Below are 14634 nucleotides of genomic sequence, written 5' to 3'. Positions count from 1 at the left end.
ATCAATCGTATTGCCTACTGTATGGGTAACCGTATCGGCGGAGAAAGGCCGGGTACGCGGTGAATCACCAGGCCGATGCGGCCGGCGCCGAGGGTTCGGTGATGGCGTGCCGGGATGGCGCGGTCCTGCGGATCACGCTCGACCGCCCCGCACGGCGTAATGCGTTGACTCACTTGATGATCGACGCTCTGGTCGACGCGCTCACCGGTGCAGCCGCCGACGATTCGTTGCGCGCGATCCACATCGCCGGGGCCGGCGACGACTTCTGCGCCGGTGCCGACTGGGTGGCAGCCAACGATCCCGGCGGCCGACGCCCGCGCGCCGGCGATCTGGTGCGACGGATCCCCCACGCCGCCCACCGCGTGATCGAACTCGTGACGAGTGTCCAACTGCCGGTCGTCTGCAGCGTGCGGGGCCGGGCGGTGGGGTTCGGCTGCAATCTCGCGCTGGCCGCCGACTTCACCGTCGCCGCCGACGACGCGGTGTTCTGGGAACCGTTCGTGGAACGCGGCTTCAGCCCCGATTCGGGGTCCAGCTGGCTGCTGCCGCGGCTGGTCGGCCTGGCGCGGGCCAGGCGGATGCTGTTGCTCGGCGAGAAGGTGGGCGCGGCGGATGCGGCGGACTGGGGGCTGATCCACCAGGCGGTGCCCGGGGCCGAACTCGACGAGGCCGCCGCGACGCTGGTGGAGCGGCTGGCCGGCGGTCCGACGGCGGCGATCGGGCTGGCCAAGCAGGCGCTGAGCTTCGGCCAGCACGCGACGCTGGGCCAGGCCATGACGCAGGAACTGTTCAACCTGGAACTCTCTTGCCGGACGGGCGATTTCAAAGAGGGGCTGGAAGCGTTTCGGCAACGACGCACACCGAGATTTGAGGGCCGATGACCATGTCGACGTTCGACACCATCAAATATGAACTCGACGGGCATACCGCCACGATCACGCTGAACCGTCCCGAGGCGCTCAACGCCCTCAGCCCGCACATGATCACCGAACTGCGCGCCGCATACGACGAGGCCGAGAACGACGACAGGGTGTGGCTGCTGATCGTCACCGGCGCCGGCCGCGCGTTCTGCACCGGCGCCGACGTCAAGGAGATCCCCGAGGACGGCAAGGTGATCTACGAGCGGCCGTACCTGTCGACGTACGACCAGTGGGAGGCCCCGCAGGAGGGCACTCCCCCGTTTCGCACGATGGCCAAGCCGGTGCTGACCGCCGTCAACGGGCTGTGCTGCGGCGCCGGCATGGATTGGGTCACGACGACGGACATCGTCATCGCGTCCGAGCAGGCGACCTTTTTCGACCCGCACGTCAGCATCGGGCTGGTGGCCGGGCGGGAACTGGTGCGGATATCCCGGGTGTTGCCCCGCTCGATCGCGCTGCGGATGGCCCTGATGGGCAAGCATGAACGGATGAGCGCGCAACGCGCCTACGAGCTCGGACTGATCAGCGAAATCGTCGAGCACGACCGCCTGCTGGACCGGGCCCGTGAGATCGCCGACATCGTCAATTCCAATGCGCCGCTGGCGGTTAGGGGAACCCGGCTGGCCATACTGAAGGGCCTCAACGTGCCGCTGCACGAGGCGGAGATCCTCGCCGAGACCTTCCGCGAGCGGGTGCTGCGGACGGAGGATGCTCAGGAGGGCCCCAGGGCCTTCGTCGAAAAGCGTCAACCCAATTGGAAATGCCGGTGACGCCGCCGCGTTTCGAAACGATCCTCCTCGACGTCGACGCGGGCGAGCACGTCGCCACGATCACGCTCAACCGGCCCGGGCAGCTCAACGCGTTCAACCGGACCATGTGCGAGGAGATGGCCCGCGCCTGGCGCGCGGTCAAGCTCGACGAGTCGGTGCACGCGGTGGTGCTGCGGGCAGCCGGCGACCGGGCGTTCAGCGCCGGACTCGACATCAAGACGCCGTACGGCCAGCCCGAAAACGTCTGGAATCACGAGGATCCGGGCGAAGCGCTCAGCCCCAAGTGGCAAAAGATGTGGAAGCCGGTGGTGTGCGCCGTTCAGGGGATGTGCACGGCGGGCGCCTTCTACTTCGTCAACGAATCGGACGTGGTGATCTGCTCCGAGGACGCAACGTTTTTCGACTCCCACGTTTCGGCCGGGCTGGTGTGCGCGCTGGAGCCCATCGGCCTGATGCGGCGCATCGGACTGGGCGAAACGTTGCGGATGGCGCTGATGGGCAACGACGAACGAGTGAGCGCCGACACCGCGCTGCGCATCGGATTGGTGACGGAGGTGGTCCCCGCCGACCAACTGTGGCACCGCGCCCACGAGATCGCGGCGACGATCGCCGCCAAGCCGCCGTCGGCGACCCAGGGCACCGTGAAGGCGATCTGGGAATCGCTGGACAAGCCGTACCGCGCGGCCATGGAGCAGGGGCTCATCTATACCCGGCTGGGCAACCCCGTCGGCATCGCCGAGCTGGCCGCCCGGCAGGGCGAGGTCGGTGCGCGCGAGCCGAAGATCCGCTGATGCACCCGCTCAGTCGGCGCATCGCCGACGTGCTGGATCTGCGGCCGGACGCGCACGCGATCGAGTATGAGGGGCAATGGGTTTCGTGGCGGCGGCTCGCCGACGCGGCGCGGAGCATCGCGCCGCTCGCCGGTGACGGCGGGGGCGTCGGGATGCTGCTGCGCAACCGGCCCGGCCAGGTGGCCGCGTTCCTCGGGGTGCTGCTGGGTGGCGGAACCGTCGTCACCATCAACCCCGCCCGCGGCGACGAGCGCACCCGGGCCGACATCGCCGCGCTGCGGCTGCCCCTGGTCATCGGCGAGGCCGACGACCTGGCCGCGCTGGTGCCACCGGGGACCGCGACCCTCGCGATTTCGGCTTCGCTCGAAGGCGAGCCGGCCCGCGTCGGCGACGGCCCCGGCGCTCGCCCCGGTGTGGCGGTGCGGATGCTGACCAGCGGAACGACCGGTCCGCCCAAACGGATCGACCTGAGCTACGACATGCTGGCGCGCAGCGTCATGGGCCCCGATCCGGGCGCCGCGCCGGCGCCCACGGAGCTGCGGCGCGGCGTCGCGATCGTCAACTCACCGCTGGTGCATATCGGCGGCGTCTTCCGCGTCCTGCAGTGCGTCGCCGAGGCGAGACCCTTCGTGCTGCTGGAACGATTCGAGCTGAGAGCCTGGGCCGAGGCGGTGCGCAAGCACCGGCCCCGCACCGTGTCGCTGGTGCCGGCCGCGCTGCGCACGGTGCTGCACTCCGATCTCACGCGGGCCGACCTGGACAGCATCCGCGCCGTCACCTGCGGCACCGCACCGCTGTCGGCCGAGGACGCCGACGCGTTCACGGACAAGTACGGTATTCCGGTGCTGACCTCCTATGCCGCAACCGAATTCGGCGGCGGCGTGGCCGGCTGGACCCTCGCCGACCACCGGGAGTACTGGCACGCAAAGCGGGGCAGCGTCGGCCGGGCCAACCCGGGCTCGCAGCTTCGGGTGGTCGACGACGAGGGCGCGCCGCTCGGGCCCGACCGGGTCGGCCTGTTGGAGGTCAAGCCGGGACAACTGGGGACCGCGGCGAGCTGGATGCGGACCACGGACCTGGCGCGCATCGACGCCGACGGCTTCGTGTGGATCGTCGGGCGGGCCGACCAGGCCATCATCCGCGGCGGGTTCAAGGTGATGCCCGACGACGTGCGCATCGCGCTGGAGGGTCACCCCGCGGTGGCGGGTGCCGCCGTGGTCGGGCGGCCCGATCAACGCCTCGGCGAGACGCCGGTCGCGATGGTGCAGCCGCGCGAGGGAGCCTCGGCCGATGCCGAAACGCTGGCGGATTACCTGCGGACCCGATTGGCCGCGTACGAAATCCCGACCGAGATAGCGATCGTCGACGCCATCCCCCGGACTCCCTCGGGCAAACCCGACCTCGCGGCGGTCAGGCTCTTCTTCGGCGGAGCCGCCGCCCGGCGCCACCATGCCCGGTGACTCTCCGACGGTCGCGGAAACCCTGCGGCGCCAAGCCCGCTCGCGCGGCGATCACCCGCTGCTGGTCTGTGACGACGACCGCCTCGGCTACGCCGAGGCGGACCGCCGTTCGGCCGAGCTGGCCCGCGGACTGATCGCCCGCGGGGCGGGCAAAGGCACACATGTCGGGCTGCTCTACCCCAACGGCACGGAGTTCGTCGTCGGGATGCTCGCGGCCGCGCGGATCGGCGCGGTGGTGATCCCGTTCTCCACGTTCGCCACGGCCCGCGAACTGCGCGAACAACTGGTCCACAGCGACACCGAGATCCTGTTGGCCACCACAACGTTCCGCTCCCACGACTACGAGCGGCGACTGGCCGAGGTGCTGTCGCGCGCCGACCTGGACGGCGACGACCGGCTGCTCGTCACCGCCACACCGCAATTGCGCCACGTCATCCTCCACCCCGACCGGGCGGACGCGCCGAGCGTCGGCCCCGCGCTGCTGGCGGCGATGGAGGACGACGTCGACGGCTGCGACCCGCTGGCCATTGTGTACACGTCCGGCTCCACCAGCACCCCGAAGGGCGTGGTGCATACCCACGCGGGCCTGCTCACCCATCAGCGCCACCTGAACGAGATCCGGGGCCTGACGCCGGCCGACAAGCTGTTCTGCAACTCACCGTTCTTCTGGATCGGCGGCTTCGCGTTCGGCCTGCTCGCCACGCTGGTCGCCGGATCGACGCTGGTGTGCTCCAACGCCAGCGATGCCGGCCAGACGCTCGACCTGCTGGAAGCCGAAAGGCCCACGATCACCAACGGTTTCGTGGCCGGGATCGCTCACCTGGCGGAGCACCCGAGCTTTCCCGGGCGCGACCTGTCGTCGATGCGTCGGGGCAACCTGTACCCGGTCATGGCGCCCGACGTGCGGCCGGCCGACCCGGAGCTGCGGCACAACATGCTGGGGCTGACCGAAGCCGGCAGCGTGGTCTTGCTGAGCGGCGACGAATCCGACCAACCCGAAAGCCGCCGCGGGTCCTTCGGCAAGCCGGCGCCCGGATTCGAGACCATGATCGCGGACCCGGACGCGTCCGGCGTCGGCGAGCTGTGCATCCGCGGACCGTCTATGATGCAGGGCTATTACAAGCGGAGCCGCGAGGAATGCTTCGACGCCGACGGCTGGTTTCACACTGGCGATTTGGTGCGCGCCGACGCCGACGGGTTCTTCTATTTCGCCGGCAGGCTCAGCGGGATGATCAAGACCGCGGGCGCCAACGTCTCCGCGGCCGAGGTGGAGAAGGCGATCACCAAGGTTACCGGGGCGGACGCTCACGTCCTGGGCATCCCTGACGCCAAGCGGGGAGAGCTGGTGGCCGCGGTCGTCGTCCAGCCCGGCCTCGACGAGTCGGCGCTGCGCGAGCGGCTCCGGGAAACGCTGTCGGCGTACAAGATTCCCAAGCGGATCGTCGCCGTGCCGCCGGCCGACGTCCCGCTGTTGTCCAGCGGCAAGGTCGACCTGCAGCGACTGCGGAAGCTGTTCGATGCCTGAGCGCACCATCGACGAACTGGTTCGTTCCCGCGCCGCCGAGCATGGTGCCAAGCCGGCGGTGATCGACCCGGGGGCCCGCATCGGCTACCGCGAACTGGACACCGCCACAAGAGATCTGGCCGCCGTCTTTGTCGAGGCCGGGGTGGGCAAGGGCACGCGCGTCGGGCTGATCATGCCCAACAGCGTCCGGTGGGTGCTGGTGGCGATCGCCCTGGCCCGCATCGGCGCCGTGCTGGTTCCGTTGAGCACCCTGCTGCGGGCCGGCGAGCTGGTCGCGCAGCTGCGCACCGCGTCGGTCCAATTCCTGGTCAGCGTCGAGGAATTCCGCGGCCACCGCTACCTGGATGACCTGTCACCCGTGCCGTCACCCGACCTTCCCGCCCTGCGCCAGGTCTGGCCGGCCGACCGGCTGACGGGAACCACCGCCGCGGACGAGGCCCGCCGGATCGTGGACGCCATGGCCGAAACGGTCAGCCCCGCCGACCCGTTGGTCGTCATGTTCACCTCGGGCAGCAGCGGAACTCCTAAGGGGGTCATCCACTCTCACGGCAGCGCGTTGGGCGCGGTGCGCTCGGGCCTGGCGGCGCGTTGCATCACCTCCGACACTCGCCTGTATCTCCCGATGCCCTTCTTCTGGGTGGGCGGATACGGCAGCGGGATCCTGTCGGCGCTGCTGGCAGGCGCCACCCTGGTGACCGAGGAGATACCGCGGCCCGAGACGACCCTGCGGCTGCTGGAAGCCGAGCGGGTCACGCTGTTTCGCGGCTGGCCCGATCAGGCCGAGGCGCTGGCGCGGCACGCCGAAACCGTCGGCGCGGACCTTTCGGCGTTGCGCCCGGGCAGCCTGGAGGCCCTGCTGCCGCCCGAGCGGCGGGCCCAACCCGGCGCCCGCGCCACCCTTTTCGGCATGACGGAGGCGTTCGGGCCGTACTGTGGGTACGCCGCCGACACCGACATGCCCCGGTCCGCGTGGGGCAGTTGCGGGAAACCGTTCCCCGGCATGGACGTCCGCATCGTCGACCCGGATGCCGGAGAGCCGGTCCCGCCGGGATCGGTCGGGGAGATCCAGATCCGGGGCCCCCACACGCTGCGCGGTATCTGCCGTCGCAGCCGCGAGGAGCTGTTCACCGCCGACGGCTTCTACCCCACCGGCGACCTCGGCCGCCTCGACGAGGACGGGTTCCTGTTCTATCACGGCCGGTCCGACGACATGTTCAAGGTCAGCGGCGCCACCGTCTACCCCAGCGAGGTGGGGCGGGCGCTGCGTTCCCTCGATGGCGTCCAGAACGCCTACGTCACCAATGTGCCGGGCGCACAAGGCGAACGGGTGGGCGCGGCGGTGGTGTGCGACGGCGCGTTGACCGCGGATCGGCTGCGTGCGGCGGCCCGGGAGTTGTTGAGCGCCTTCAAGGTCCCGACGGTCTGGTTGGTGCTCGAATCCGACGACGACGTTCCGCGCGGTGCCACCGGCAAGGTCGACACCAAGCGGCTGCGCGAGCTGTTGATCGAAGCGAAACGGCCCTAGGGGACCCGCGTCCAGGGTTGGCAGTTCTGCGACTCGAACGCCTTGACCGACGTATTGATGTTGGCGAACATCGGGCCGATAGAGGTATTCGTCTGCAGCACGTGGTCCTTGCTCGCATCGGGTGTGCTGTACGTGAACCACGAGCACATCGAATCCTGGGTCGGCACGTTGTTGATCCAGACGCCGAAGGCCGACCCCGAGCCGCCCGTGTGGTACAGGCCCGGCGCGATGTCGGGCCCTACGACGAAAACACCGTTGCCGGGGATCGGGTCGAGCGGATCGGCAACCGCGGGCGGCGCAAGGGCGATCGCCACCGTGAATGCAACGGCCGACGCGCAAATCGTTCGGGGCACGCTACCTCGCTCTACGTTGTCGCCCCCTTGAGATGGCAGCCTATGCCCAGGCGTGCCTCGGCAACAACTAGTCCGGCGCCGAATGGCTGCCGTCGACGACCACCCCCCGCGCGGTGAGGTGCTCGATCAGGGGAACCGCACCGGCGGCGAGGTGTTGCGACATCGCCGCGCGCGCGAGCTCATCGTCGTGCTTTTTGAGCGCGGACAGGATTCGCCGGTGATCCTTCATCGACTGCTCCGGCCAGCCTTCGATGGCGGGAAACACCGATTCCGGTGCGTAGCGCGTGATCTGCGACATCAGCTGGGCGAGTTTGGGTGAGTCCGCGGCCACGTTGATGGCGCGGTGAAACTCGTGATTGAGGCGGACGGTCCGTTCGTTGTCGGCGCCGGCATAGGCCTCTTCGAGTTCCGCCTGGATCTGTTTGAGTTCGCGGAGCTGGTCGTCGGTGATGTTGACCGCGGCCCGCGCGGCGAGCTCGCCGCCCACGTAACCCTGCACGTTCGCGACGTCGGCGACGTCGCGCCCGGTCACCGGCAACACCACGAAGCCGCGGTGCGGCTGCTGGGCGATCAACCCCTCGGCGCGCAGCGCGAACAGCGCCTCACGCACCGGTGTGACGCTGATCCCGAGCTCCGCGGCCAGTTGATCAAGCCGGACGTAGGAGCCCGCGGCGTAGACCCCGTCGAAGATCCTGCCGCGGATCAGGCGCGCGACGTCGTCGGAAAGTTGCGTCCGCGCAGCGAAATCCGGAACTGTCATTTCACACCTGATACTCGGCCAGCAGTCGCTTGCTGATGATCGACTTCTGGATCTCGCTGGTGCCCTCGCCGATGAGCAGGAAGGGGGCGTCGCGCATCAGCCGTTCGATCTCGTATTCCTTGGAGTAGCCGTAGCCGCCGTGGATGCGGAAGCTCTGCTGCGTGACCTCCGAACAGTATTCGCTGGCAAGGTATTTGGCCATGCCGGCCGCGACGTCGTTGCGCTCACCGGAATCCTTCAACCGCGCCGCGTTGACCATCATGAGATGCGCCGCTTCCACCTTGGTCGCCATTTCGGCCAACTGGAACGCGATGGCCTGGTGCTCGGCGATCGGCTTGCCGAAGGTGTGCCGCTGCTGGGCGTACCGCACCGCGAGCTCGAAGGCGCGGATGCCGATGCCGCATGCCCGGGCCGAGACGTTCACCCTTCCGACTTCGATGCCGTCCATCATCTGGAAGAAGCCCTGACCCGGCGTGCCACCGAGGACGTCGTCGGCGCTGGCCTGGTAGCCGTCGAAGATGAGCTCGGTGGTGTCGATGCCCTTGTAGCCCAGCTTGTCGATCTTGCCGGGTATCACCAGGCCGGGCACGACTTCGCCGAAGCCGGTGGGCTTTTCGACGAGGAACGCGGTGAGGTTGCGGTGCGGCTTGTCGGCGCCCTCGTCGGTGCGGACCAGCACGGCGATCAGCGTCGAGCTGCCGCCGTTGGTCAGCCACATCTTCTGCCCGTTGATGGTGTAGTTGCCGTCCGGGTTGCGCGCCGCCCGGGTCCGGATGGCGGCGACGTCGGAACCCAGCTCCGGCTCGGACATGGAGAACGCGCCGCGGGACTCGCCGGTCGCCATCCGCGGCAGGAATCGCTGCTTCTGCGCGTCGGTGCCGTGCTGGCGCAGCATGTACGCCACGATGAAATGCGTGTTGAGCACCCCGGATACGCTCATCCAGCCGCGCGCCAGCTCCTCGACGCACAGCGCGTAGGTCAGCAGCGACTCCCCCAGCCCGCCGTACTCCTGGGGAATCATCAGCCCGAACAAGCCCATTTCGCGCATCTGGTCGACGATGTGTTGCGGGTAGGTGTCGCCGCGTTCGAGCTCCGGCGCGTTGGGGATGACTTCCTTGTCGACGAATTGGCGCACCGTGGCGATGATCTCGGTCTGGAACTCGGTGAGGCCGAGGGTCTGGGCGAGCTTGGTCATGCGCTGGCTTCTCCTATCGTCTGCGCGCTCGTCAGGCGCGCGATGTCCGCTCGGGTCAGCCCCAGACATTGAGTGAGGACTTCGGCGGTGTCCTGTCCCAGCGCGGACGCGGGCGCGCCGGCGGGATGGGCGCCGTCGAACGCGACGGGCAGCCCGGGAGCGAAGTACTCCCCGACGCCGGGCTGGTGCAGCCGGGAAAACAGCGGATTGGCGGTCACCTTGGGGCCCGCCGCGACGTCGCCGAAGGTGCGGTAGCGCTCGAACAACACGGTGGTGCCCGACAGCGCGGCGGTGATGTCGTCGGCAGTGTGGTCGGCGAACCACGTGGCGAACAGCCCCGACAGCGCGTCGCGGTAGCGGTAGCGGTCGCCCTCCGACCCGAAGTCCACACCCAGCGCCCCCTCGAGCGCCGCGACGGCGGCGCCGGTGCCGGTGACGTCGACGAGGTCGCGAAAGTGCCTGCGCGTCAAGGTGACCACCATGAACGCGGCGCCGTCGCTGCTGGTGAAGTCCTGACCGTACTGGCCGTAGATCGCGTTGCCCAGCCGCTGCCGTTGCGTCCCGTTGACCTGGGGCTCGGTGAGCAACCCGAGGTTTCCCGCCGTGGCCAGCGCCACGTCCTCCAGCGCCAGGCTGACCCGTGCACCCACCCCGGTCCGGTCCCGCTGGCGGACGGCGCTGACGACGGCCAGCGCCGCGTACAGGCCGCAGCACACGTCCCAGGCGGGCAGCACATGGTTGATCGGGCCGGCATGCCCGGCCGGACCGGTGACGAGCGGGTACCCGACGCCGGCGTTGACCGTGTAGTCCACCGCGGTGGATCCGTCGCCGCGCCCGAGCAGCTGGACGTGGATGACGTCGGAGCGCTTGGTGGCCAGCACCTCATGGCCCAGCCAGGACAGGCCGGCGGCATTGGTGACCACGATGCCGTCGCCCTCGACGATGAGGCGCTGCACCAGCTCCTGGCCCTCGGCCGAGCGCAGATCGATGGTGGCCGAACGCTTTCCCTTGTTCAGTCCGGTCCAGTAGATCGACGCGCCGGCGGCGGCCAGCGGCCAGCGCTGGACGTCGGAGGCCCCGCCGATCGGGTCGATGCGGATCACCTGCGCGCCGAGCTGGCCCAGCGTCATGCCGCACAGCGGTGCCGCGACGAAGCTCGACACCTCGACGACGGTGAGGCCGCTCAGGGGGCCGGTCATGCCGGGGCGACTCGTTCGAAGATCGCGGCGAGCCCCTGACCGCCGCCGATGCACATCGTCTCCAACCCGTAGCGCGCCTCGCGGCGGTTGAGTTCGCGCGCCAGGGTGGCCAGCATCCTGCCGCCGGTCGCCCCGACGGGATGGCCCAGCGAAATCCCGGATCCGTGCACGTTGGTGCGGTCGTGGTCGGCGGCGCCGAACTTCCATTCCCGCATCACCGCAAGCGCCTGCGCGGCAAAGGCTTCGTTGAGCTCGATGAGGTCGATGTCGGAGAGCCGCAGGCCCGCCTTGGCGAGCGCGGCCTCGGTCGCGGGCACCGGACCGATGCCCATGATGTTGGGCGCCACGCCCGCCGACGCCCAGGACACCGGGCGGACCAGCGGCGTCAGACCGCATTCGGCCGCCTTTTCGGGCGTGGTCACCACGCACATCGACGCGGCGTCGTTCTGCCCGCTGGCGTTGCCGGCCGTGACCGTCGCCTCCGGATCCTCGCCCAGCAGAACGGGTTTGAGCTTGCCCAACGACTCCACCGAGGTATCGGCGCGCGGATGTTCGTCGGTGTCGATCAGTTCCTCCCCCTGGCGCGTGCGCACCGCCACGGGGATGATCTCCTCGGCCATCAGGCCGTCCTTCTGCGCGGCCACCGCGCGCTGGTGCGAGCGCACCGCCAGCTCGTCCTGCTCGAGACGCGAAATCCCGTACTGCCGGCGCAGATTCTCGGCGGTCTCCAGCATCCCGCCCGGCACCGGGTAGTGCCGGCCGCCGGCGGTCGTGCGCCCCCGCGCGAGCCCGTCGTGCACACGGATGCCGCCACGCGCGCCACCCCAACGCATGTCGGTGGAGTAGAACGCGACGTTGCTCATGCTTTCGCAGCCGCCGGCGATCACGAGGTCGTTGTCGCCGTTGCCGACTTGCAGGCACGCCTGGATCACCGCCTGCAGGCCCGACCCGCAGCGCCGGTCGACCTGCATCCCCGGAACCGTCACCGGCAGGCCGGAATCCAACGCGACGACGCGCCCGATCGCGGGCGCCTCGCTGCTGGGGTAGCAGTGCCCGAGGATGACGTCCTCCACCGCCTCGGGCGAAATCCCGGTCCGCTCGAGCAGCCCCTTGAGGGCGGCGACGCCGAGGTCGACGGCGGTCAGCGACTTGAACATTCCGCCGTAGCGGCCGATCGGCGTGCGTACGGGCTCGCAGATGACGGTTTCGCGCATGGCCACTCCTCAGCTCAGATGTGCCGGCCGCCGGTGACTTCCATCACGGTGCCGGTCATGTAGGACGACAGATCGGAGGCCAAGAACAAGGCGACGCCGGCGACCTCGCTGGGCTCACCGGCGCGACCCATCGGGATCTCGGCCACCTTCTCGTCCCAAATGCGTTGCGGCATGGCCTCCGTCATCGCCGAGCGAATGAGGCCGGGCGCGATCGCGTTGACCCGAACGCCCAGGTACGCAAGCTCTTTGGCCGCGGCCTTGGTCATCCCGACGATCCCGGCTTTGGCCGCCGAATAGTTGGTCTGGCCGATCATGCCGACCTTGCCCGACAGCGACGACATGTTCACGATGGCGCCGCGCTTGTTCTCGCGCATGACCGCCGCCGCCAGCCGGGTCCCGTTCCACGTCCCCTTCAGGTGCACGGCGATGACCTGATCGAACTGCTCCTCGGTCATCTTGCGCATCGTCGCGTCGCGGGTGATTCCGGCGTTGTTGACCATGATGTCGAGGCCACCGAAACGTTCGACCGCGGTCTGGATCAGGGCTTCGACATCGGCCACCTGCGTCACGTCGCAGCGCACCGCCAAGGCGACGTCGCTGCCGCCCAATTCCTTGGCCGCGACCTCGGTCGCCTCCAGGTTCAGGTCACCGAGCACCACCCGGGCGCCCTCGGCGACGAATCGCTGCGCGATCGCGAAGCCCAGCCCTTGCGCACCTCCCGTGACGACCGCCGTCTGACCGTTCAGCAACGACACCTGAATCACGCCTCCCTTGGGTTCGTTTCCGCCGTGGGGTACCCGACGTTCGAATATCATATTTCATATAGGATCGCTTCCGGCGCCGGGTGGGTGCACCCGGCGCGATTGAGTGCTACAGAGGAGCGTCCGCGATGACCACCGCCGAAGTTCAGGAAGTGCCCGACGACGATTTCCGGGACATCCTTGCCCAGACCCGGCACTTCGTACGCACCGCCGTCGTCCCCCGCGAGCAGGAGATCCTGACCGACGATCGGGTGCCGGACGACCTGCGCGAGCAGGCCAAGAAAATGGGCCTGTTCGGGTACGCGATCCCGCAGCGGTGGGGCGGCTTGGGCCTGAACCTGGTCCAAGACGTCGAGCTGGCAATGGAATTGGGCTACACCTCGCTGGCGGTGCGGTCGATGTTCGGCACCAACAACGGCATCGCCGGGCAGGTCCTGGTCGGCTTCGGCACCGACGGGCAGAAGCGCCGCTGGCTGGAGTCGATGGCGTCCGGCGAGGTCGTCGCGTCGTTCGCGCTGACCGAACCCGGCGCCGGATCGAACCCGGCCGGCCTGCGCACCAAGGCGGTGCGCGACGGCGATCAGTGGGTGATTTCCGGCGACAAGCGCTTCATCACCAACGCGCCGGTCGCCAACCTGTTCGTGGTGTTCGCACGCACCAGGCCGGCCGACGACCAGGGCCCCGGCATCGCCGTGTTCCTGGTGCCGGCGGACGCCGCGGGCGTCCAGGTGGGCGCCAAGGACGCGAAGATGGGCCAGGAGGGCGCGTGGACCGCCGACGTCAGCTTCAACGACGTCCGCGTCGGGAGCGACGCGCTGATCGGCGGCAGCGAGGACATCGGCTACCGGGCGGCGATGACGTCCCTGGCGCGCGGACGGGTCCACATCGCCGCCCTCGCGGTCGGCGCCGCCCAGCGCGCGCTCGACGAGTCCGTGGCGTACGCCGCCACCGCGACCCAGGGCGGGACGCCGATCGGCAGCTTTCAGTTGGTGCAGGCCATGATCGCCGACCAGCAGACCGGGGTGCTGGCCGGGCGCGCGCTGGTCCGCGACGCCGCGCGGCTGTGGGTCACCAATTCCGACCGCCGGGTCGCGCCGTCGGCGGCCAAGCTGTTTTGCACCGAAATGGCCGGCAAGGTCGCCGATCTCGCGGTGCAGATCCATGGCGGCAGCGGCTACATGCACGGCGTCCCCGTCGAGCGCATCTACCGCGACGTGCGGCTGCTGCGGCTGTACGAGGGCACCAGCGAGATCCAGCGCCTGATCATCGGGTCGAACCTGGTCAAGGCGGCCCAGCGATGAGCGGCCGGCTGGAGGGAAGAGTCGCGTTCATCACGGGCGCGGCGCGCGGCCAGGGCCGGGCGCACGCCGTGCGGATGGCGCGCGAGGGCGCCGACATCATCGCCGTCGACATCGCCGGCAAGCTGCCGTCGTGTGTCCCCTACGACTCGGCCACTCCCGACGACCTCGCCGAGACCGTCCGCCTAGTGGAGGCGACCGGCCGCCGAATCCTCGCCAGCGCCAACGACGTTCGCGACTTCGACGGGTTGCGTCGGGTGGTCGACGACGGCGTCGGCGCCCTGGGCCGCCTCGACATCATCGTCGCCAACGCCGGCATCTCTGTTCCGCAGGCCTGGAACGACATCACGCCCGAAACGTTCGCCGACGTGATGGAGATCAACGTGACCGGCACCTGGAACACCGTGATGGCCGGCGCGGACAGGATCATCGAGGGCGGCCGCGGCGGTTCCATCATCCTGATCAGTTCCGCGGCCGGCATGAAGCTGCAGCCGTTCATGGTGCACTACACCACCAGCAAGCACGCCGTCGCCGGGATGGCGCGCGCGTTCGCCGCCGAGTTGGGCAAGCACTCGATCAGGGTCAACAGCGTCCACCCGGGTCCGGTGAACACCCCGATGGGATCCGGCGACATGGTGGCGGCGGTGGGCAGGGCCATGGAGACCAACCCGCAGTTGGCCCACATGCTCACGCCGTTCCTGCCCAAGTGGGCCGCCGAGCCGGAGGAGGTGGCCGACGCGGTGTGCTGGCTGGCCAGCGACGAATCGCGCAACATCACCGCCGCCCAGATCCCGGTGGACCAGGGCTCGACGCAGTACTGATCAAGGCACACCTCGGCAGCGGTGGGGACCAAAAGGGAATAG

At 69.4% G+C, this 14634-nt stretch carries 14 protein-coding genes; 8 read left to right on the top strand and 6 right to left on the bottom strand.

Annotated features, from left to right (window positions below; genetic code table 11):
• Positions 1–59: 59 nt before the first annotated feature.
• Genes AWB89_RS03615 through AWB89_RS03590 form a run of 6 tightly spaced genes read left to right on the top strand, consistent with a single transcriptional unit; the run spans position 60 to position 6991 of the window.
• Positions 60–881, top strand: a complete 822-nt coding sequence (locus tag AWB89_RS03615) for an enoyl-CoA hydratase/isomerase family protein (protein ID WP_085171638.1) — start codon at positions 60–62, stop codon at positions 879–881.
• Positions 878–1690, top strand: coding sequence for an enoyl-CoA hydratase/isomerase family protein (locus tag AWB89_RS03610; RefSeq protein ID WP_085171636.1), 813 nt, complete (start codon positions 878–880; stop codon positions 1688–1690). The genes AWB89_RS03615 and AWB89_RS03610 overlap by 4 nt, the downstream gene beginning before the upstream one ends.
• On the top strand, positions 1681–2481 hold the full coding sequence (locus AWB89_RS03605) for an enoyl-CoA hydratase/isomerase family protein (protein ID WP_085171635.1): 801 nt from the start codon (positions 1681–1683) through the stop codon (positions 2479–2481). The genes AWB89_RS03610 and AWB89_RS03605 overlap by 10 nt, the downstream gene beginning before the upstream one ends.
• Positions 2481–3941: a class I adenylate-forming enzyme family protein gene (locus tag AWB89_RS03600; RefSeq protein WP_085171633.1), complete on the top strand. Its 1461-nt coding sequence runs from the start codon at positions 2481–2483 to the stop codon at positions 3939–3941. The genes AWB89_RS03605 and AWB89_RS03600 overlap by 1 nt, the downstream gene beginning before the upstream one ends.
• Positions 3931–5466: a class I adenylate-forming enzyme family protein gene (locus tag AWB89_RS03595; RefSeq protein WP_085171632.1), complete on the top strand. Its 1536-nt coding sequence runs from the start codon at positions 3931–3933 to the stop codon at positions 5464–5466. The genes AWB89_RS03600 and AWB89_RS03595 overlap by 11 nt, the downstream gene beginning before the upstream one ends.
• Entirely contained in the window at positions 5459–6991 is a 1533-nt protein-coding gene (locus tag AWB89_RS03590) for a class I adenylate-forming enzyme family protein (protein ID WP_085171630.1), read from the top strand. Before AWB89_RS03595 ends, AWB89_RS03590 begins: the two co-directional genes overlap by 8 nt.
• On the opposite strand, the gene AWB89_RS03585 is transcribed toward AWB89_RS03590, so the two are convergent.
• From AWB89_RS03585 to fabG, 6 genes are all read right to left on the bottom strand, one after another.
• Positions 6988–7344 carry a hypothetical protein gene (locus AWB89_RS03585; RefSeq protein ID WP_085094121.1) on the bottom strand — a complete coding sequence of 119 codons (357 nt, stop codon included), beginning with the start codon at positions 7342–7344 and terminating at the stop codon, positions 6988–6990. The genes AWB89_RS03590 and AWB89_RS03585 overlap by 4 nt on opposite strands.
• Before the next feature lie 67 nt (positions 7345–7411).
• On the bottom strand, positions 7412–8104 hold the full coding sequence (locus AWB89_RS03580) for a GntR family transcriptional regulator (protein ID WP_085171629.1): 693 nt from the start codon (positions 8102–8104) through the stop codon (positions 7412–7414).
• A 1-nt stretch (position 8105) separates the two neighbouring features.
• Positions 8106–9299: an acyl-CoA dehydrogenase family protein gene (locus AWB89_RS03575; RefSeq protein ID WP_085171627.1), complete on the bottom strand. Its 1194-nt coding sequence runs from the start codon at positions 9297–9299 to the stop codon at positions 8106–8108.
• Positions 9296–10498: a CoA transferase gene (locus AWB89_RS03570; protein WP_085171625.1), complete on the bottom strand. Its 1203-nt coding sequence runs from the start codon at positions 10496–10498 to the stop codon at positions 9296–9298. The genes AWB89_RS03575 and AWB89_RS03570 overlap by 4 nt, the downstream gene beginning before the upstream one ends.
• The gene (locus AWB89_RS03565) at positions 10495–11712 is read right to left on the bottom strand and encodes an acetyl-CoA C-acetyltransferase (RefSeq protein WP_085171984.1); all 1218 of its coding nucleotides are present in this window, start codon (positions 11710–11712) and stop codon (positions 10495–10497) included. The genes AWB89_RS03570 and AWB89_RS03565 overlap by 4 nt, the downstream gene beginning before the upstream one ends.
• Before the next feature lie 14 nt (positions 11713–11726).
• Positions 11727–12476, bottom strand: coding sequence for a 3-oxoacyl-ACP reductase FabG (gene fabG, locus AWB89_RS03560; protein WP_085171982.1), 750 nt, complete (start codon positions 12474–12476; stop codon positions 11727–11729).
• 125 nt (positions 12477–12601) lie between these two features.
• Between fabG and AWB89_RS03555 the strand changes: the two genes are divergently transcribed.
• Entirely contained in the window at positions 12602–13774 is a 1173-nt protein-coding gene (locus AWB89_RS03555; RefSeq protein WP_085171623.1) for an acyl-CoA dehydrogenase family protein, read from the top strand.
• Positions 13771–14592, top strand: a complete 822-nt coding sequence (locus tag AWB89_RS03550; protein ID WP_085094109.1) for a mycofactocin-coupled SDR family oxidoreductase — start codon at positions 13771–13773, stop codon at positions 14590–14592. The genes AWB89_RS03555 and AWB89_RS03550 overlap by 4 nt, the downstream gene beginning before the upstream one ends.
• The last annotated feature ends 42 nt before the right edge of the window (positions 14593–14634 follow it).

Origin of the sequence: Mycobacterium paraense (assembly GCF_002101815.1) — a bacterium.
GTDB lineage: Bacteria > Actinomycetota > Actinomycetes > Mycobacteriales > Mycobacteriaceae > Mycobacterium > Mycobacterium paraense.
This window is presented reverse-complemented; position numbering and strand designations above follow the sequence as displayed.